Origin of the sequence: Streptomyces smaragdinus, from assembly GCF_009604385.1 — a bacterium.
Lineage (GTDB): Bacteria > Actinomycetota > Actinomycetes > Streptomycetales > Streptomycetaceae > Streptomyces > Streptomyces smaragdinus.
Window position 1 is genome coordinate 16,778 of record NZ_WEGJ01000052.1, and the last position, 18,599, is coordinate 35,376.

Sequence of the window (18,599 nt, forward strand, 5' to 3'; positions counted from 1 at the left end):
GTGGCGTAGGGCACAATTCCCTTCCATCCCATCGACGGACACGCCTAGGGGGCGCGACGTGGCGGTAGAAGCGGGCACAGAGGGCGGGGCGGCCGGGGCTGAGCCCGTGCCGGCCGCCTCGGACTTCGACGCGCTGCGCGACGGGTACGCCGCCGGCGCGGGCGTCCCGCACGGGCTCGCGCACTCCGCCGGGGCGTCCCGGCAGTGGGTGTCCGACGAGCTGACGCGCGCCGCCCGGGCGGAGGCCCGCCGGATCCGGGCCCAGGGCGAGGAGTGGCTGCGCGGGCTGTGGAAGCCGACGGTGCTGTCCCTCGCCGGCCTCGTCGTCGCCCTGCTGCTGGGGCAGGCGCTCACCGCGATCGGCGCCGGCTGGACCGCCGCCCGCACCGCGGGGCTGGTCGCCGCCGTGATCCTGGCGGGGCTGCTCGCCGCCGCCGCGTGGGTGCACCGGGCGCGCGGCGGGCTCTTCGCGCCCCTCGTCGGGGAGGACGGGCGGCTGTCGACGTCCCGTACGCTCGCCGCCGCGTGGGCGCTGGTCACCGGGTACGCGGTGCTGTTCCTGGCGCTGGAGCTCGCGTTCAAGGCGGACGCCGCGCTGGACTTCTCCCGCGCCGGGGGCCTGAACACCGTCCTGGCCGTCGTCTTCGGCACCGCCGTGGCCGTGCGCGGGGGCACCGCGATGCTGGTGCGCCGGCGGCGGCTGCAGAAGGTCCGCGCCGACCGGCCCCGGCCCGCCGACCTGCTGTGCGACGACGCGGGGCGCGGGAGCTTCACGGACACCCAGTTCGCCCTGGTCGGCGCCGCGGTGCTGGTGTACGCGGCGGTGCGGCTGGCGCGGCGGCCGGAGGAGCTGCCGGAGCTGCCGTGGGCGCTGGTGATCCTGGTGGGCGTGAGCGCGGGGGCGTATCTGGCGGGGAAGCTGTCGGAGAGCGGGCGGCCGACGATCCTGTCCGTGGTCCGCGCGCGGGAGGCCGGCGACCTCGACGCCCCGCTGCGTACCGGCGACGACATCGAGATCCGGGGCTCCGGCTTCGTCCCGCCGGGGGCCACGACGGCCGATCAGCTGGCGCGGACGGTGGTACGGATCGGGAGCGTGCACGTCCATGTGCCGCTGGTGCCGGTGGCCGGCGGGTTCGCGAATCCGGGTGACGTGGTGCTGGTGGTGCCGGTGCCGGCCGAGGTGGAGCCGGGGCGGGTGGAGGTCAGGGTGGTCACGGCGTCCGGGGCCGAGTCCGTGGCGTACACCGTGGACATCGTGGACTGAGTCACCGCCCCGCCGGTTACGTACCTCCGGTCGTACGCGACAGAATCGGGCGTCACGGCAACGGAAGCGGAAGAGGCGGACCCATGGCTGACTCGACACGGACCCTCACCCTCGGCGGAGGCGGCGGGCTGGGCTCGTACCGCCCCCGCGGGCTGCGCGAGACGGCGCGGCACTACGCGCTGCTGCCGCTGCGGATCTTCCTGGGCGTGACGTTCGTCTACGCGGGGCTGGACAAGCTGACGGACAAGGCGTTCCTGGACGCCTCCGGGCCCGGGTCGCTGGCCGACCAGCTCAAGGGCATCGAGGCGTCCGACGCGGCGGGGGTGCCGGCGCTCATCGATCTGGCGCAGCACTCCCCGACCGCGTTCGGCTGGTCGATCCTGCTCGGCGAGATCGCCGTGGGCCTGGGCGTCCTGTTCGGCCTCTTCGGCCGGCTGGCGGCGCTGGGCGGCGCGCTGATCTCGCTGTCGCTGTGGCTCACGGTGAGCTGGGCGGCGGACCCGTACTACCTGGGCAACGACCTGGCGTATCTGATGGCGTGGCTGCCCATGATCCTGGCGGGCACCCCGTACTTCTCCCTGGACGCGCTGCTGGCCAAGCGCCGCCGGCGGATGTGAGTCAGTCGCCCCTGGCCAGCTCCGCGGCGATCCGGCTGTTCGCCTCGCGGAGCTGCTCCGGGGTGCGGGGCGGCAGCAGCTCGTCCCACAGCGACAGGAAGGTGCCGCGCAGCTGGGTCATGCCCTCGGGGCGGGCGAGCAGCCAGAAGTGCAGATGCGCCCCGCCGTCGCCCCACCGGTTGACGTGCACCCGCGCCACCCCGCCGACCGCCCGGATCGCCCGCTCGCACCGCTGCAGCATCGCCCCGAGCTCCGCCGCCCGTTCCGCGGGCAGATCCGCCAGGTCGTAGTGCCCGCGCGGCTGCAGCATGACGGCGGCGGGCAGCCCGTGGGGCTCGATGGTGTCGACCCGCCAGTGCTCGTCGGCCCACAGCGCGTCGCCCACGGGCTTGTTGCACGTATGGCAGTCCTCGGGCCCGTCCTCCCCGTTACGGGGAGGCTCCGGCAGCTCCGGCGGCTCCAGCCGCTTCACGGTCAGCTCCCCGGCGAAGGGGAAGGTCCGCCACGCGACGAAGGAGTCGGCGGGAAGGGGCAGTTCGGCACCGATGGGCAGCCCGCGCACGTAGGCGCTGGGCTCGGGTATGTCAGTCATGCGAGCACCCTAGAGCGCGGCCTCAGACCAGCCGCCGTGCCGTCGCCCACCGGGTCAGTTCGTGGCGGTTCGAGAGCTGGAGCTTGCGCAGGACCGCCGAGACGTGGGACTCCACCGTCTTCACCGAGATGTACAGCTGCTTGGCGACCTCCTTGTACGCGTACCCCCGCGCGATCAGCCGCAGCACCTCCCGCTCCCGCTGCGTGAGGCGGTCCATGTCCTCGTCCACCGGCGGGGCGTCCGTCGATGCGAAGGCGTCCAGGACGAAGCCCGCGAGGCGGGGGGAGAACACCGCGTCGCCGTCCGAGACGCGGAAGATGGCGCCGACCAGGTCCGCGCCTGTGATGGTCTTCGTGACGTATCCCCGCGCGCCGCCGCGGATCACGCCGATGACGTCCTCCGCCGCGTCCGAGACGGACAGCGCCAGGAACCGTACCGGCTGCTCGGGGTCGGCCATCAGCGCGCTCGAGCGGCGCAGCACCTCCACCCCGCCGCCGCCGGGCAGATGGACGTCGAGGAGCACGACCTCGGGGCGGGTCGCCGTGATGACGGACACCGCCTGGTCGACGTCGGCGGCCTCGCCCACGACCTCGACGCCCGTCTCCGCCGTGACCCCGATCTCCGCCTGCACGCCCGCGCGGAACATCCGGTGGTCGTCGACCAGCACGACCCGGACCCGCCGGCTGCCGCTCTCCGTCTTGTCCTCGGTCACTCCGGTCACGAGTCCGCCGCCCTCTCCATCTCGAGTTCCACTTCCGTACCCCCGTCCGGCACCGCCCGCAGCCGGGCCGAACCGCCGTTGCGTTCCATTCTCCCGATGATGGACTCCCGGACACCCATTCTGTCGTCCGGGACGGAATCCAGGTCGAAACCGGGACCCCGGTCCCGCACCGAGATGAACACCGTGCGGCCCTCGACCTCCGCGTACACCTGCACCGCGCCGCCCTCGCCACCGTACTTCGCGGCGTTGACCATCGCCTCGCGCGCGGCCTGCAGCTGCGCGGACAGCCTCTCGTCGACGGGGCAGTCCCCGACGCACACGACCTCGACGGGCACCCCGTGGTAGTCCTCCACCTCGGCCGCGGTCTTACGGACCGCCTCGGCCAGGGTGTCCGGCTCGGCCTCCTCGTCCTTGCCCGTGCCCTCCGGCTTGTACAGCCACGCCCGCAGCTCCCGCTCCTGGGCCCGGGCCAGCTTGCGGACCTGGGCGGCGTCGTCGGCGTTGCGCTGGATCAGGGTGAGCGTGTGCAGCACGCTGTCGTGGACGTGCGCGGCGACCTCCGCCCGCTCCTGGGCGCGGATACGCATCGTGCGCTCCTCGGAGAGGTCCTGCACCATCCGCACCAGCCACGGCCCCGCCAGCAGCGCCACCCCGACGAGCACCGCGAGGGACGCCTGGAGCACGGTGCCCAGATGCCGCACGCTGCCCTGGACGACGAACATCGCGCTGACGCCCACCCCCACCAGCGCCACACCGGCCGCGCCCCGCGCGATCGGCAGGAACCGGCCGCTGCGCGTCATCTCCGCCCAGCGGGCCCGGCGGGCGTTGTCCGCCTGCCGCCAGACGAGGGCGACGCCGGCGCCGATGAGGAGCAGGGGGAAGAGGAAGGCGTTGCCGCGGCCGAGGTTGAGGCTGCCGACGAAGACCCCGCCGGCGATCATCAGCGCGATCAGGGCGAGCAGCTGCCCCTTCTCGGGCCGCCGGCGCCGGACGGCCTTGGGGACGGTGGTCCCGCCCTGGCCGAGGGGGACGACGAACCAGAACACCGCGTACAGCAGCATCCCCAGCCCGCCGAACGTCAGCAGCGTGACGAAGATGACCCGCACCCAGGACACGGGCACGCCGAGGTGGCCCGCGAGCCCGCGGGCCACGCCGCCGAGCCAGCGGCCGTCCACGCTGCGGTACAGCTTGCGGTACGGCGGCTCGTCGACGGCGGTGTCCTCGGCGGCGTACGCCGTGGCGGTGCTGCTGGAGGCCATACCCAGGATCGTCACATGTCCGGCGGCCCCCTGGTATCAGGGTCGTCCCTGAACAGCCCCTGGTCTTGCCTCGGGGACGGATTTCAGGGACAGCTCCGGGTCCCCGACGGCTGTCCGGGGCCGCCGGGTCCGCCACCATGTACGTATGACGCAGACCCGGACGGCACAGCCCCCGCGCGAGGAGGCCACCGAGGAGGAGGCCCCGGCACGCGACCGGCTGACCCGCTCCCGTGCCACCAAGATGATCGGCGGTGTCTGCGACGGCCTCGGCCGCTACTACGGCATCGACCCGATCGTCTTCCGCGTGGTGTTCGGCGTGCTCGCCGCGACCGGCGGGCTCGGGCTGGTGGCGTACGGCATGGCCTGGCTGCTGATCCCCGCCGAGGGCGAGGACGACACGGAGGGGCGGCGGCTGCTGTCCGGCCGGGTCGAGGGCAGTTCGCTGACGGCGCTGCTGGTGATGGTCGTCGGGTGCGGGCTCTTCCTGTCCATGCTGTCCAACTTCGACGCGCACGTGTTCACCGCGCTGACGGCGCTGAGCTTGGCGGGCGCCTGCTACTGGTCGCGCCACCGGCGGGACGTGGCGAGCGGCGCGGTGCTCGGGGACGAGGCGACGGCGCAGACCGTCGCCGACGCGCCCCCGGAGGCGGTGCCGCCGCCGGTGCGGATGCCGCCGTCGTGGTGGCGCGACCCGCTCACGAAGGACGGCCCCTCGGGCTATCTGTGGGGGCCGCCGGACGAGCCGTACACCAAGGCGGAGCGGGCCGCGGTGCGGTCGAAGCGGGTGCGGACACGGTCGGCCGTCGGGGCCCCGGTGTTCCTGACGGCGGCGCTCGCCGGGGGTGTGGTGTCTGCGTCGACGTGGAGCGCGCAGCCGCTGAACACGAGCCTGTCGCTGGGGCTGGCGGTCGCGCTGGGCGTGTTCGGCCTGGGCTTCGTGTGGAGCGCCTGGTCGGGCCGGACAGGCGGCGGGACGGTCTTCTGGTCGCTGACCACGGCGGCCCTGCTGGCGCTCGCGCTGTCGCTGCCGGACAACGTCACGTCGACGTGGGAGCACCGGACGTGGCGCCCGGCGTCCGCCGCGCAGGTGCGCCCGGACTACGAGCTGGGCACGGGTGACGCGATCCTCGACCTGTCGGGCGTACGGCTGAAGGAGGACGAACGTCTGCCGGTACGGGCGGGGGTGGGCGCCGGCCGGCTGCGGGTGATCCTGCCCGCGGCGGCCGAGGCGCGGGTGAGCGCGGACGTCGGTCTGGGCGACCTGAACATGCCGGGGGCGGACGACAACGGCCCGTACAAGGACTTCGACGTCCATGTCGACCGCGACAGCCGGGTGACCCTCGACCCGGCCGGCGGTGGGAAGCCGAAGGGGACGCTCGTCCTGGAGCTGGGGGTCGGTGTGGGTCAGCTGGAGGTGTCGCGTGCGGCGTCATGAGTTCGAACCGGCCCGGCTGCTGATCGGCCTGTCCCTGATCACGGTCGCGGTCCTGGCGATCCTGGAGGCCCTGGGCCAGTTCTCCTGGCCGGATTGGTGGCCCCTGGCGGCGGTCACCACCGGCCTGACGACGGGCGGCCTCCTCGCCACCCTCACCTGGGGCACCCGCCGCGCCCGCGCCCGCGCGGCGGAGGCCGCCCAGTCCGCGGACCCGGAACCGCAGCTGGGGTCGATGCCGATGGACGAGCTGCGGGAGGAGTACGCGCGGCGGACGGGCAGACGGTGAACGGCTGGTGATCAGTCCGTTGACATGGGATGACGGGCGGATGGAGGATGCCATTCCGGCAGAGGCGCGCACCCCCACAGCTCGCTGAGGCAGCAACCCCCGAGCTCCCCAGGACGTCTTCATGGCTCTCCCCCCTTTTGGTGCGCGTGCGCTCCGTACGGCCGTCGGCAGATCCGGTGTCGTCACGGTGGCCGCCCTGTCCCTGCTCCTCACGGGATGCGGAGGTGACGGCGACGAGGCGGCGACCGCGCCGCCGTCGGCGTCCGTGTCTCCCTCCGCGTCCACGAAGCCGAAGGCGTCCGCCTCGCCGGAGGACGAACTGGCGAAGCTCGCGGTCGCCGGCGACGTGAGCGAGGCGTCGGTGAGTCCGATGTTCGTGGGGCAGGTGAACGGGGCGAAGGGCGTCAAGGCCGGACGCGCCGCCTGTCAGCCGCTCGCGGGCATGCTGGGCTACGAACTGCCCGGCACCCCGGTGGCGACGAGCCACCACGGGATCGAACCGAAGTCCGTCGACGGCGTCAACGGGGCCCTGTGGCTGGCCTCCTACGCCGACCGGGCCGGGGCGGTCGCCGCGCTGGCGGAGGTACGTACCGCGGTGTCCGCCTGCCGGAAGGGCTTCACGTCCCGGCTGGGGGTCGTCGAGGAACACTTCGGCTCGGTGCAGCCGTTCGCGTCTCCCCGGCTGGCCGACGAGACGGTGGCGTACCACCTGGACTGGATGCGCTCCGTCCGCGAGGGACCGGGCGACCACCGCACCTGTGTCGCCCTGCGCGCGGACACGGTGGTGGCCGCCGTGTGCGGCGAGCGGAACATCACGATGTCGATGGACCCGGTGCTGGTGGACGTCGCCCGCGCGCAGGCCGAGCGGCTGGCCGGCTGACCTCGGACCGGCCGTGACCCGCCCCCCGCACCTTCGTTGAACCCGGTGTTCGCAGCCGCCGCGTCCTGCGCGGGGCGGGTGCGGACGGCGGGGCGTGAGGGCGCGCCGGCGGAGCTCATCCCGGCATCGTGCGCCGTGGGACCCGCCCCGTGGTGCGGTCGGCCGGCAGGGGACAGCGGGCCGACCGCTCGGGCCACGGCCGGTCCCGGGGACGCTCGGGGCCGGTCGGTGGCCCTGCTGCTTTTCTGCGGGGGGTAACCCCCGTACCCCCAGCCGGGCCTTGGGCCGGTCCGGGGGCCGGCGGATGTCGGGGGCGGGATTGTCGGTGCCGGGCCGTAGCGTGGAGATCCGGACACGACGAACGGAGACCGACATGGCCGGAGTCGAGGGCGGCGTGCGGGTCGGGGAGCAGGAGTTGCTCGCCGTCCGGGGGATCAAGCTGTGCGTGCAGGAGTTCGGGGAGCCGGGGGATCCGGTGGTGCTCCTCGTCGGGGGTGCCGAGGCGTCCATGGACTGGTGGGAGGACGGGTTCTGTGTCCAACTCGCCGCCCGGGGGCTGCGGGTGGTGCGGTACGACAGCCGGGACACGGGGCGGTCGACGACGTTCCCTGTGGGGGATCCGGGGTACTCCGGGATGGACCTGGTGGAGGACGCGGCGGCGCTCGTGGAGGCGCTGGGGGTGGTCGCCGTGCATCTCGTCGGGATCTCCGCGGGCGGCGGGGTGGGGCAGGAGCTGGCGCTGCGGTATCCGGAGCGGGTGCTGACGCTCACCCTGGTGGCGACCACGGCCGCCGTCGACCGGGGGCCCGGGCGGCCGGAGCTGCCGCCGGTGAGCGAGCGGCTGGCGGCGTACTTCCGGGATCCGGCGCCGGAGCCGGACTGGTCGGACCGGGAGTCGGTGATCGGGTATCTGCTCGCCGGACAGCGGGCGTTCGCGGGCGAGCTGCCGGTGGACGAGGAGCGGATCCGGCGGATCGCGGGGCAGGTCTTCGACCGGAGCCCCGCCCCCGCGGCGGCGGCGAACCACTGGCGGGTCGCCGAGGACCCGGACGCCGGGGCGGCACCTTCCCGGACGCTCGGGGACATCGCCGTGCCGACGCTGGTGCTGCACGGGACGGCGGATCCGCTGTTCCCGCTCGCGCACGGCGAGGCGCTGGCGGCGGAAATCCCCGGGGCGAGGCTGGTGGCGCTGCCGGGGATGGGGCATCAGGTACCGCCGCCGGAGCTGTGGGACGTGGTGATCCCGGCGATCGCGGAGCACTGCGGGGGGATACGCGGGGGCGCCTGAGGCCGGGCCCGTTACGCCGGCATCGTCTCCGTTACGCACGGACGCCCCACGACGCGCCCGCGCGCCGTCGAGCCCACGCCCGCGTTACGGCTCCGCCCCCGGCGTCAGCCGGGTTACGCCTCCGCCCCCTCCGGCGGAGCCACCCGCTGGCGCGGGACCGTCGGGACCGGCAGCAGCGGGAGGCGCAAAGCCGCGAACGCCGTGTCCGGGACCGCGGGGCTGCGCGGGGTGACGGCGGGGACGCGTGCGTACGCCTCGCCCTGGGCCGGCCGTGTGTCCCGCTCGCCCTTGTTGGGCCACAGGGACATCGCCCGCTCCGCCTGCGCGGTGATCGTCAGCGAGGGATTCACGCCGAGGTTCGCCGACACCGCGGCGCCGTCGACGACGGAGATCCCGGGATGCCCGTACAGCCGGTGGTACGGGTCGATCACGCCCTCCTCCGGCGACGCCCCGATCGGGCAGCCGCCGAGGAAGTGCGCGGTGAGCGGACTGCTGGTGATCTCGCCGATGTTGGTGCCCGCGACGCCGCCGATCTCCTCCGCCAGCCGGGCCGCCGCCTCGGCGCCCTCCGGGATGTGCACCGGGTTCGGTTCGCCGTGGCCCTGCTCGGCGGTGAGCAGGCCCTTGCCGGGGCCGCGCTTCTTGCGGTGGGTGTTGAGGGAATTGTCGGCCGTCTGCATGACCAGGGCGATGATCGTGCGCTCCGACCACTTGTTGGCGCCGATGATCCGCAGCACCGCGAGGGGGTGACGCAGATAGCCGCGGAAGATCCCGGACAGCACCCGGCCCAGCATGGTGCGCCGGTTGTGGTAGCCGGGGATGCACATCAGCGCCATCGCGTTGGAGCCCTTGCCGTAGCGGACGGGCTCGATGTGCGTGGTGGCGTTGGGGTGGATGGACGAGGTGATCGCGACACCCCGGGTGAAGTCCAGCTCCTCGTCCCCGCGCCGCTTGCGCCACGCCCGGGGGAAGGTGAACGCGCCGGTCAGCGCCTCGGAGTTGGTGCGCGTGAGCTCCCCGAGCCGCTTGGATATCCGGGGCAGCGCCCCCGTGTCACGCATGGTGTGCAGCAGCGTCTGCGTTCCGTACGTACCGGCCGCGACGATCACCCGCTCCGCCCGCAGCACCGTCTTCGGCCCGCGCCTGCGCTTGTCGGTGGGCACGGTCGTGACCGCGTACCCGCCGTCGGCGTGGTCCGTCAGCCCGACGACGGTCGTCATCGGCCGGATCTCCGCGCCCGCCTGCTCGGCCAGATACAGATAGTTCTGCGTCAGGGTGTTCTTCGCCCCGTGCCGGCACCCGGTCATGCACTCCCCGCACTCGGTGCACGCCCGCCGCGCCGGCCCGACCCCGCCGAAGAACGGGTCCGGGACCTCCCCGCCCGGCTCCGCCTTCACCCCGCGGGCGTCCTCGCCGTCCCCGTAGAAGACCCCGACCGGCGCCATGTGGAAGGTGTCCCCGCAGCCCATCTTCTCGGCGGCGGCCTTCAGATGGACGTCGGACGGCGTCATCGTCGGCGACAGGCGTACGCCCAGCATCCGCTGCGCCTGCTCGTAGTACGGCTTCAGCTCGGCCTGCCAGTCGGTGATGTGGCCCCACTGGCGGTCCTCGAAGAAGGGCTTCGGGGGTACGTACAGGGTGTTGGCGTAGTTGAGCGAGCCGCCGCCGACCCCGGCGCCGGCCAGGATCATGACGTTCGACATCAGGTGGATGCGCTGGATGCCGTACAGCCCGAGCTTCGGCGCCCACAGATAGCGGCGCAGGTCCCAGGAGTTCTTCGGCAGCGTCTGCGGCGTGTAGCGGCGGCCGGCCTCCAGGACGAGGACCCGATAGCCCTTCTCCGTCAGCCGCAGCGCCGAGACGGAGCCGCCGAAGCCGGATCCGATGACGATGACGTCGTAGTCGTGGGCGCTGCTCACTGCTGTCCCCTTCACTGCGTTTTTTCGGGGGACAACCCCCGAACCCCCGGCCGAAAAAGCGGTACTCACCCCGGACCGGGGTCAGCGCAGCCGCAGCGCCTTCATCATCCGCAGGCTGCGGGTCATGAACGCCGCGTGCTTCTCGTCGGACATCCCCATCGACGGCGCCATCGGCACCAGCCGCTGGTGGGCGACCGTCTGCGCCTCGGTGTACTTGAGGATCCCCTCGCTGCCGTGCCGCCGCCCCAGCCCCGAGTCGCCCATGCCGCCCATCGGCGACTGCACGCTGCCGTACGCGGAGGCGAAGCCCTCGTTGATGTTGACGGTGCCGGTCCGCAGCCGGGCGGCGAGCGCCCGTCCGCGCCGGGCGTTCTTCGTCCAGACGCTGGCGTTCAGGCCGTACGGGGTCGCGTTGGCGCGGCGGATCGCCTCGTCCTCGTCGCCGAAGCGGTAGACCGAGACGACCGGGCCGAAGGTCTCCTCCTCGCACACGGCCATCGGCTTCCCGACGCCGTCGAGGATGGTCGGCTCGTAGAAGTACGGGCCGATGTCCGGGCGCGCCCGCCCGCCGGCCAGCACCTTGGCGCCCTTGTCGACGGCGTCCTCGACGTGCCGGGTGACGGCCTTCAGCTGACGCTCGCCGGCCAGGGAGCCCATGTCGGCCCCGTACGAGAGGGCCGCGCCGAGCTTCATGGCCTTCGTACGGGCCGCGAACCGCTCGAGGAACGCGTCCGCGACGCTCTCGTGTACGAACAGCCGCTCGACGGAGATGCACAGCTGTCCCGCGGAGGCGAACGCGGCGCGTGTCGCGCCCTCCGCGGCCTTGTCGAGGTCGGCGTCCGCGCACACGATCATGGCGTTCTTGCCGCCGAGCTCCAGCGAGACGCCGATCAGCCGGGCGGCGGCGCCCTGGGCGACCTCGCGGCCGGTGCGGGTGGAGCCGGTGAAGGAGACGTAGTCGGCGTGCTGGACGAGGGCCGGTCCGACGACCGGGCCCTCCCCGATGACTATCTGCCAGACGTCCTCCGGCAGCCCCGCCTCGATCATCAGGTCCCGTGCCCACAGGGCGGTCAGGGCGGTCTCGGTGTCGGGCTTCATCACGACGCCGTTGCCGGCCGCGAACGCGGGGAGGGCGTCGCCGACGGAGAGCTCGAGGGGGTAGTTCCAGGGGGCGATCTGGCCGACGACGCCGCGGGGGTGACGCAGCTCGCGCACCCGGGTCAGGACCGGGACGGCGCCCGTGTGGCGCTTGGGCTTCAGATACGCGGGGGCCCGGCGGCCGTAGTGGCGGGCGGCCATGGTGACCGCCTGCACCTCCTCGTGCGCGTGCAGGCGGGCCTTGCCGGTCTCGAGCTGGATGAGGTCGATGACCTCGTCCTGCCGGGTCAGCAGCAGATCGTGGAACTTCAGCAGCACGGCGGCCCGGCGGCGCACCGGCCGCGCGGCCCACTCCCGCTGTGCCTCGCGGGCCCGGTCGAACGCCGCCGCCACGTCCTCGGGGCGTGACTCGGGCAGCGTGGCCAGCACCTCGCCGGTGGCGGGCGCGTGGCTGCGGGTCTCCCCGGACCCGGGTACGGCACGGGTCAGCCGGGCCAGCAGTTCGGGCGTGACGACGTCGGCGGCGCTCCGGCTGCGGCCGGGGGCGGCGGCGGGGTTCCCGTCGGGGGCGTTGTCGGTCATAGGGCGAGGGTAGGGCTCCGGGGGCCGCTTGTGTACCCGTCGGTAACAGAATCCTGCCAGCGATCGCTGGCGCGTACGGGGGCTCGCTCACGCGAGGAAGCGCTCGACGTCCTGGATCTCGCCGGCGAGGCCGTGCGGTTCAACGGCCCCGGGGAGCATGTCGACGCGGACGCCGGCCTGCCTGGTACGGCTCCAGGTGCCGGCGAAGAGGCCGTCGACGATGACCGCGGCGCGGATCTGGCCGCCGCCGGGAGCGAGGGTACGGGGCGCCTCCGCGGCGTCGGGGAGGGCGGGGGTGCGGTCGCGGTGGCCGAGCCAGTAGCCGTCGTAGGCGGGGAGGAGGCGGGGGTCGGGGTCGGCGCCTGCGGAGGGTGCCGCGCCGGGAGCAGTGGGCGCGGTGCCGGGGTCGGCGGGAGCGGTGCTGTGGGGCGCCGGTGGCGTGTCGGCCGCCCGTACGGGCCTCAGCCCCGCCCACGCCTTCCGCGCCATACCCAGCGGCAGCCCCGCCCACCCCGCGAAATCCTCCGCCGCGGCCGGCCCGTAGGCCCGCCGGTACCGCACGGCGAGCTCGACGACGGCAGCCTCCCCGACGGGCCCCTCCCCGCGCGGCAGCCACTCCTCGGCGGGAACGTACGCCGGCTCCCCACCGACGCGCGGCCCCTCACAGATCACCCCGGTCAGGGCGGCCCGCCGAATGAGATGCACCGGCGCCTGCCCACCCCCGTCCACCCCCAGCGGCACCAACCGCTCCGTGATCCCGGCCCGCGTACAGGGCCCGTCGGCCACGGCCCCGGCGATGACCTTCAACGCCCGCCGCGTAACAGCCTCATCCAGCCCCAACGCCCGATACCGCGCGGCACTCCCGGCGACCACCCGCTCCCCGTACAACCCGAGCAACCACCGCACATCCCCGGCGGCCACAAAATGCAGCGTCCCCCGCATGAACCACCCCCGCACCACACTCCGCTCCCCCTCCACCGCCCGCCGCACGTCCCCCCGACTCACCCCCTGAGCCCGCACCCGCAGCCCCAGCTCCCCGGCCAGAACATCCTGCGCCTGCACGGCGAACACCTGCCGCACAACCCCGTCAACAGACCCGGCCCGCACCCCACCCCCAACCAACTGCGCCCGCGCCCACTCCAACCGCACGTCCCGCACCATCGGCCACCTTCCGCCTGGTCCCCCCGCTACCCCGAGGCAATCCAATCGGATGAACCTCCCATACGCCGCGAGTACAACCCCCGACCCGCCCATACGTTTCACCCATGGTGAGCACGACCCGTGAAGCCACGCACCAGATCTTCCGCAACCACCCGGGAGGGGACTCGTGACATTCCACAACTTCTTTCCCGGCCGCGGCACCCTCATGGAGTGCGCCTTCCTCGCCGGCAAGGAACGGGGCCGGGTGAACAGCTGGGCGGAGGACCGCGTGAATGCCATCGTCCGCATCCTCGACAAAACCATGCCCGTTTCCGGGGAGGCCCGGCAGCGAATCATGGCCTGCACCGACCCCGACACCCTGACCCGCTGGCTCGACCGCACCATCCACGTCCGCAGCATCAACGAGCTCTTCGCCGACGGCTCACCCGCCGACAACCTCCGAGGCACCCTCCTCGAGCGCGCCTACCTCGCCGGCAAGGCGGAAGGTGAGGCGGAAAGCCGAGCAGATGCCTACGCCAGGGGCCTGGCGACGGGCATCGTCCGGGTCCTCACCGCACGCGGCCTGCCCCTGTGCGAGGAGGCCCGCCGGCGAATCATGGCCTGCACCGACCCCGACACCCTGACCCGCTGGCTCGACGCCACCGTCCACGTCGCATACGCCGAAGCGGTCTTCGCCGAATATCCATGACCGCCGGAGCCCCGCAATGGCCGGAACCATCCCATTCCGCCGCTCCCCTCCGCGAGAATGACCCCCGAAGATCGCGGCGGGGGAGGGTGCATGACCGAGTCGGCGCTGGCGCTCCTGGGGCGGGCGTTGAAGGGGGCGCGGGAGAGCCGGCGGGTGTCGCAGCGGGAGCTCGCGCGGCGGATCGGGTACGGGCACAGTGCCCTCTCCCCGTACGAGCAGGGCCGACGGATCCCGCCCACCTGGATCGTCCGGCAGTACGAGAGCGAGCTCGGCCTCGGCGAGGGCACCCTCGGCACCCTCCTCAACCGCGCCCTGCGCGAACGCGCCGGCGACCACCGCCCCGACGTCCGCGAGCTCCCGCCCTGGCCCGCCGACTTCGCGGGCCGCCGCGCCGAGCTCGCCCGCCTGGACGACATCGCCGCACACGCCGCCGACGCCCCCCACCCCACCGTCGTCGTCCTGCACGGCCTCTCCGGCGTCGGCAAGACCACCCTCGCCCTGCGCGCCGCCCACCGGACGGCGTTCGGCCACCAGTGGTGGGTGGAACTGCACCGCGTCCACGCCGGCGTACGCACCCCCGTGCCCCCGGCCCCCGCGTTACGCCGCCTCCTCGGCCGCCTCGGCGTCCCCGAACCCCGCATCCCCCGCGACGCGGCGGACCTCGCCCGGATGTACCGCTCCGAGCTCGCCGGCCAACCCGCCCTCCTGCTCCTCGACGACGCCCGCGACGCCGCCCAGGTCCGCCCCTTCATCCCCGGCTCCGGCCCCGCCCTGGTCCTCGTGACCAGCCTCAACCCCCTCGACGGCCTCGACGGCGCCATCCGCCTGCCGCTGACGCCGCTGCCCGCGCCGGAATCCGCCGGCCTCCTGGAGCGCATCGCCGGCGCCGGACGTCTGACGGACGATCCCGCGGCCGCCGCCCGCCTGGTCGACGGCTGCGGCGGCTTCCCCCTCACCCTCCGCGTGGTCGGCGCCCGCCTCGCCGCCCACCCCGACTGGCCCCTCGCCCACTTCGCCGCACAGCTGCGCGACCGCGACGAACGCCTCGGCCCGGTGTCCGCCGCCCTGGACCGCTCGTACCGCGAACTCGCCCCCGCCGACCGCACCCTCCTGCGCCGCCTGGCCCTCCTCCCCGGCACGGGGACGGGCGCCGGCGCCGCCGCCGTCCTGCTCGGCGGCGTCCCCCCGCGCGAGGCGGCCGACGCCCTGGCGCGGCTGGCCGGCGCCGGAATGCTCACCCCGACGGCCCGCCCCGGCCGGTACCGGCCGCACGACCTCGTACGCCAGTTCGCCGAGCAGCGCCTGGCCGAGGAGGAGGACGAGCGGGAGACGGTGACGACCGCGCTGCACGACTGGCTGCTGACCACCGCCCTGGCCGCCGCCCTCGCCGTCTCGCCGGCGCGCGGCCCGTACGACGGCGGCCGCGAGGCGGCGCTGACCTGGCTCGACGACGAGGCGGAGGCGCTGCTCGCCGTACTGGAGGGCCTGTCGGCCGTACCCGCCGAGCCCTCGCTGAGCGAGCTGCTCACCGAGATGGTCTGGTATTACGACCTGGGCTGCCGCTGGGACGAACTCGCCCGCTGCGCCCGCGCGATACGCCGGCTCGCCACCACCGACACCGCCCTCGCGGCCTGCGCCCTGAACGCCCTCGGCTACGCCCTGGCCTTCCTCGGCCGCCCGGCCGACGCCATCGCGTGCCACGAGGAGGCCCTGGAGCTGGCCCGTACGGACGGCAACTGGCGGGAGGAGGGCGACGCGCTGTCGAAGCTCGGGCTCTGCCGCTGGGAGACGGACCGCTTCCCGGAGGCGGTCGCCTACCACGAACAGGACCTCCGCCTGCGCGAACGCCACGCCGACCCGATCGGCACCGCGACCGCCCTCAGCCACCTCGGCTACGCCCTGCGCATGACGGGCCGCCACGACGAGGCCCTCGCCACCCTCGAACGCGCCCTCACCGCCTGCGCCACCGCCCGCGACGACCGCGCCATGGCGATGACCCGCTGGCGCCTGGCCATGACCCTGGCGGACACCGCCCGCTGGACAGACGCGGAGGCGCAGGCCCGCCGGGCCCTGACCTACTTCGAGGCCACCCGCGACACCTGGGGCCCCGGCGGCGCCCGCCTGGTCCTGGGCCGCGTCCACCTCGGCCGCGGCGCCCTCGACGAGGCGGTCACGGAACTGGACGAGGCGATCCGCGTCTTCGGCGACACGGGCGACCGCTTCCGCCAGTCCCAGACGCTGCGCCTCCTGGCCTCCGTCCACGCCGCGTCGTCCCGCCCGGAGGCGGCCACGGACTGCCGCCGCGCGGCGGCGCGGCTCCTGCCCGGCCGCGATCCGTCGGCGGACGGCGGCGGGCCGCTGCGGTGAGGGTCAGTTCAGGTCTGCCCAGATCTGGTTCACCAGCGCGGCCGTCGCTTCCGGCCGGTGAATGTACGTGTCACTCATGTCCGTGTGAACCGTGATCCGTACGGTGAGGTACGGCGACGAGCGCTGGCAGTACATCACCCGAACGTCCTCGGGCTTGATGTCCTCGTCCAGAACGTTCGAGTTGATGACCATGCAATCGACATCCCCATGGACAACCACCTCCTCCTGCGGTCGCGCCTGCCTGATCGCCTGAAGATCCAGATACCTCAACATGAGCCGCGGCGACGATGCCCGTACGGCGCTCAACTGAAGCTGTATCCCGAAGTCCTTGGCGGAATAGCTCTGCCAGAACGCCGGCGCTCCGCCATATGCCTGAGACAGCAGCTCACCACTGCGCCGGTCTTCGGTCCGGACCCGATCGAGATATTGCGCCTGGTTCGGCTTCGATGCGAGAGCCTTCTCCGCGTGGCTGAGGCCGATGAGCGTCTCCGGCACAGCAAGCGGGCGTCCGGACGGCTTCGCGGGGGCGTCCTGGCTGTCCCCCGTGAACAGCCAGAACGCCCCGACAACCGCGGCCCCCAGGATCACCCCGCCGAGAGCGGCAAGACCCGCCCGGGGACCTCGGGCGCCGTGCGGGCTCAGGACAGGGGAGGAAATCGTCTGCGTCACAGCTCCCGAGCGTAGGAACGGCACCCCCTCCCCGGCCCGGGCGGCGTCGGCTCTGCGGACAGTCCGCGGACACCGCGCCCCCTCCGCACGTCAGTGCTCGCAGAGGGAGAACTCCCGTTCGTACAGCTCCTCGTTGTGCTCGTCGACGAAGAACTTGCGTTCCTGCATCAGCTCCTCGCGGTACGCCTTCGCCTGCTCGAGCGTCATCGTCGAGGTCTCGGCCCACGGCTGCTGCGGCGGTATGTCGGAGGTCGAGACGACCTTCTGCGACGGGTCGATCAGGAAGAACGCGAGGATCTTGCGGTGCCCCGGCCGGGTGGGGTCCACGAGACCGAAGTCGCCGACGCGGTGCTGGAGCATGTTCGGGAACGCGAGGCAGCGGCCCGCCGGGGTCGCGGATGCTCCCAGGATCTTGTTGAGCTGGTCCTCGTCCTCCAGGCCGTAGACGTCGCGCAGGCCGTTGTCGTCGTTCTGCTCGTAGCTCGGGTCGTTGAGAACCGCCCGGAAGCTGAGCTCGCTGTCGGTGATGTTCTCGCTGTCCCAGTAATAGATACCGGTGGAGACGATCCGCTCGTTCAGCATTCCCTCGACATGCCAGGAACCACCGGGGTACTCGGGCTTTTCCGGGGTGAGGTGAATGGTGGCGAGCTTGACGATGACCTGGAGATCACGTCCGCGCAGATTGACCCGGGCGGCGGCGTCGGGCACCTCGGGCGGGGTAAAGGCGGGAGCGTCCGGAATGACCGGGGCCCGGTTTTCCCACCACTCGTCCTGGGCCGTCGACCAGGCGTCCATCGCTTCCTTGAGGGCCTCCTTGTCGTCACCGAAAGCGTCCCGGTCCGGGTATTCCGGCTCCGAGTCGTACCAGCCGTACGGGTCGGTCTTGATCCGTACGGGCCGCGGATTGCGCAGGTCGGTGAGGACCTTCTCCCACAGCGGGACCATCCGGGCGAACACGTCCGGCAGCACGGCGGCGAGCTCGCGGTGGTCCTCGGGGTGGACGTTGTTGACGTACGACCGGAAGGTGGCCGCGCCCTCGTCGTTGACCTCGACGTCCGTGGGCAGCCACTGGAACTTCTTGGAGAACTCGTACTTCGCGTACCGGTACTCCGGCTCCTTCCACGCCCGCTCGGGCCCGCCGCTGGCGTCCTTCACGAGGCAGAAGAGCGACGGATGCACGAGGTCCAACACCTGCCCGTCGGACCCCGGATGCCAGTCCTTCTCCCCCTCGGGAACATCCTCCAGCACCCGCACGGCGTCCTTCAGCCGATCCCTGAGCCCGTCATCGACGAGCTGGTCCGAATACCAGACCCCGTCCACATCGGACACCTGAATCCCGGAAGCCTCGTCCCGCAACCCGGCGTAATACGCGAGCTCATCGATCACGTAATCGACCTGAGCCCCGGTCATGCCCCGCTCGCCGGCCTCCCGCCGCCACCGGGCCACGATTTCGGGGTCGTTCATCTTGACGAACCACTCCGGCTTCGACCGAATCGCGGCGCTGCACCGCATCATCTGATGCTCCCGCAACGTCCGGGGCTCGGCGAACGCCATGACACGCGAAGCCATAAACGGTATGGGAAAGGCGGCCTGCTCACTCAACTCTCTGGATCCTCCCAGTCGATGTCCGGTGCCCGGAACGATAGTGGAAGGCACCGACAAGACCGCCCTGGTTCCCGTTACCGCTGGTCCGGCAGCATCGGCGCGCGGCTCGTACATCGCCCACGCGGGCTTCATCCTCGCGGGCGTGACGGCGGCTACGCCGGAGGGCGT

General features: G+C 73.2%; 16 protein-coding genes. 8 read left to right on the forward strand and 8 right to left on the reverse strand.

Annotated elements, in window-relative coordinates; translation table 11 throughout:
• Positions 1 to 58 precede the first annotated feature (58 nt).
• Together SRB5_RS32740 and SRB5_RS32745 are read left to right on the forward strand one after the other, a co-directional pair.
• Positions 59 to 1,264 (forward strand): hypothetical protein, encoded by a 1,206-nt coding sequence (locus SRB5_RS32740; RefSeq protein WP_323378871.1) that lies wholly within the window; start codon positions 59 to 61, stop codon positions 1,262 to 1,264.
• 83 nt (positions 1,265 to 1,347) lie between these two features.
• On the forward strand, positions 1,348 to 1,881 hold the full coding sequence (locus SRB5_RS32745) for a DoxX family protein (RefSeq protein WP_153457122.1): 534 nt from the start codon (positions 1,348 to 1,350) through the stop codon (positions 1,879 to 1,881).
• Position 1,882: 1 nt separating this feature from the next.
• On the opposite strand, the gene SRB5_RS32750 is transcribed toward SRB5_RS32745, so the two are convergent.
• Genes SRB5_RS32750 through SRB5_RS32760 form a run of 3 tightly spaced genes read right to left on the reverse strand, consistent with a single transcriptional unit; the run spans position 1,883 to position 4,453 of the window.
• Positions 1,883 to 2,473 (reverse strand): HIT family protein, encoded by a 591-nt coding sequence (locus SRB5_RS32750; RefSeq protein ID WP_153457123.1) that lies wholly within the window; start codon positions 2,471 to 2,473, stop codon positions 1,883 to 1,885.
• A gap of 22 nt (positions 2,474 to 2,495) precedes the next feature.
• Positions 2,496 to 3,194, reverse strand: coding sequence for a response regulator transcription factor (locus SRB5_RS32755; protein WP_323378872.1), 699 nt, complete (start codon positions 3,192 to 3,194; stop codon positions 2,496 to 2,498).
• Positions 3,191 to 4,453, reverse strand: a complete 1,263-nt coding sequence (locus SRB5_RS32760; protein ID WP_153457124.1) for a PspC domain-containing protein — start codon at positions 4,451 to 4,453, stop codon at positions 3,191 to 3,193. The genes SRB5_RS32755 and SRB5_RS32760 overlap by 4 nt, the downstream gene beginning before the upstream one ends.
• Before the next feature lie 145 nt (positions 4,454 to 4,598).
• Between SRB5_RS32760 and SRB5_RS32765 the strand changes: the two genes are divergently transcribed.
• From SRB5_RS32765 to SRB5_RS32780, 4 genes are all read left to right on the forward strand, one after another.
• Complete coding sequence (locus SRB5_RS32765) at positions 4,599 to 5,888, forward strand: PspC domain-containing protein (RefSeq protein ID WP_153457125.1); 1,290 nt, start codon at positions 4,599 to 4,601, stop codon at positions 5,886 to 5,888.
• Positions 5,875 to 6,174 carry a hypothetical protein gene (locus SRB5_RS32770; protein WP_153457126.1) on the forward strand — a complete coding sequence of 100 codons (300 nt, stop codon included), beginning with the start codon at positions 5,875 to 5,877 and terminating at the stop codon, positions 6,172 to 6,174. The genes SRB5_RS32765 and SRB5_RS32770 overlap by 14 nt, the downstream gene beginning before the upstream one ends.
• 121 nt (positions 6,175 to 6,295) lie before the next feature.
• Entirely contained in the window at positions 6,296 to 7,054 is a 759-nt protein-coding gene (locus SRB5_RS32775; RefSeq protein ID WP_153457127.1) for a hypothetical protein, read from the forward strand.
• A gap of 373 nt (positions 7,055 to 7,427) precedes the next feature.
• Complete coding sequence (locus SRB5_RS32780) at positions 7,428 to 8,342, forward strand: alpha/beta fold hydrolase (RefSeq protein ID WP_153457128.1); 915 nt, start codon at positions 7,428 to 7,430, stop codon at positions 8,340 to 8,342.
• Between the two features lie 113 nt (positions 8,343 to 8,455).
• Here SRB5_RS32780 and SRB5_RS32785 read toward each other — a convergent pair whose 3' ends face one another.
• From SRB5_RS32785 to SRB5_RS32795, 3 genes are all read right to left on the reverse strand, one after another.
• Positions 8,456 to 10,276 carry a GMC oxidoreductase gene (locus tag SRB5_RS32785; RefSeq protein ID WP_407704022.1) on the reverse strand — a complete coding sequence of 607 codons (1,821 nt, stop codon included), beginning with the start codon at positions 10,274 to 10,276 and terminating at the stop codon, positions 8,456 to 8,458.
• A gap of 66 nt (positions 10,277 to 10,342) precedes the next feature.
• A complete protein-coding gene (locus SRB5_RS32790; RefSeq protein WP_153457129.1) occupies positions 10,343 to 11,941 on the reverse strand; it encodes a succinic semialdehyde dehydrogenase in 1,599 nt (532 codons plus the stop codon).
• An 87-nt stretch (positions 11,942 to 12,028) separates the two neighbouring features.
• Positions 12,029 to 13,195, reverse strand: a complete 1,167-nt coding sequence (locus tag SRB5_RS32795) for a winged helix DNA-binding domain-containing protein (protein ID WP_407704023.1) — start codon at positions 13,193 to 13,195, stop codon at positions 12,029 to 12,031.
• A 73-nt stretch (positions 13,196 to 13,268) separates the two neighbouring features.
• Here SRB5_RS32795 and SRB5_RS36055 point away from each other — a divergent pair, with 73 nt between their 5' ends.
• Positions 13,269 to 13,790, forward strand: a complete 522-nt coding sequence (locus tag SRB5_RS36055; protein WP_194293103.1) for a hypothetical protein — start codon at positions 13,269 to 13,271, stop codon at positions 13,788 to 13,790.
• A gap of 90 nt (positions 13,791 to 13,880) precedes the next feature.
• Positions 13,881 to 16,157, forward strand: coding sequence for a tetratricopeptide repeat protein (locus tag SRB5_RS32805; protein ID WP_194293104.1), 2,277 nt, complete (start codon positions 13,881 to 13,883; stop codon positions 16,155 to 16,157).
• 3 nt (positions 16,158 to 16,160) lie between these two features.
• On the opposite strand, the gene SRB5_RS32810 is transcribed toward SRB5_RS32805, so the two are convergent.
• On the reverse strand, positions 16,161 to 16,826 hold the full coding sequence (locus tag SRB5_RS32810; RefSeq protein ID WP_153457132.1) for a hypothetical protein: 666 nt from the start codon (positions 16,824 to 16,826) through the stop codon (positions 16,161 to 16,163).
• Positions 16,827 to 16,916: 90 nt separating this feature from the next.
• Positions 16,917 to 18,563: a DUF4246 domain-containing protein gene (locus SRB5_RS32815; protein WP_456114919.1), complete on the reverse strand. Its 1,647-nt coding sequence runs from the start codon at positions 18,561 to 18,563 to the stop codon at positions 16,917 to 16,919.
• Positions 18,564 to 18,599 lie beyond the last annotated feature (36 nt).

Bases quoted from the DNA above. Each gene is read 5' to 3' on its own strand.
- SRB5_RS32780 (WP_153457128.1), top strand. From the start codon at position 7,428: ATGGCCGGAGTCGAGGGCGGCGTGCGGGTCGGGGAGCAGGAGTTGCTC.
- SRB5_RS32775 (WP_153457127.1), top strand. From the start codon at position 6,296: ATGGCTCTCCCCCCTTTTGGTGCGCGTGCGCTCCGTACGGCCGTCGGC.
- SRB5_RS32815 (WP_456114919.1), bottom strand. From the start codon at position 18,563: ATGAAGCCCGCGTGGGCGATGTACGAGCCGCGCGCCGATGCTGCCGGA.
- SRB5_RS32745 (WP_153457122.1), top strand. From the start codon at position 1,348: ATGGCTGACTCGACACGGACCCTCACCCTCGGCGGAGGCGGCGGGCTG.
- SRB5_RS32790 (WP_153457129.1), bottom strand. From the start codon at position 11,941: ATGACCGACAACGCCCCCGACGGGAACCCCGCCGCCGCCCCCGGCCGC.
- SRB5_RS32765 (WP_153457125.1), top strand. From the start codon at position 4,599: ATGACGCAGACCCGGACGGCACAGCCCCCGCGCGAGGAGGCCACCGAG.
- SRB5_RS32795 (WP_407704023.1), bottom strand. From the start codon at position 13,195: ATGGGCGGGTCGGGGGTTGTACTCGCGGCGTATGGGAGGTTCATCCGA.
- SRB5_RS32750 (WP_153457123.1), bottom strand. From the start codon at position 2,473: ATGACTGACATACCCGAGCCCAGCGCCTACGTGCGCGGGCTGCCCATC.
- SRB5_RS32805 (WP_194293104.1), top strand. From the start codon at position 13,881: ATGACCGAGTCGGCGCTGGCGCTCCTGGGGCGGGCGTTGAAGGGGGCG.
- SRB5_RS32760 (WP_153457124.1), bottom strand. From the start codon at position 4,453: ATGGCCTCCAGCAGCACCGCCACGGCGTACGCCGCCGAGGACACCGCC.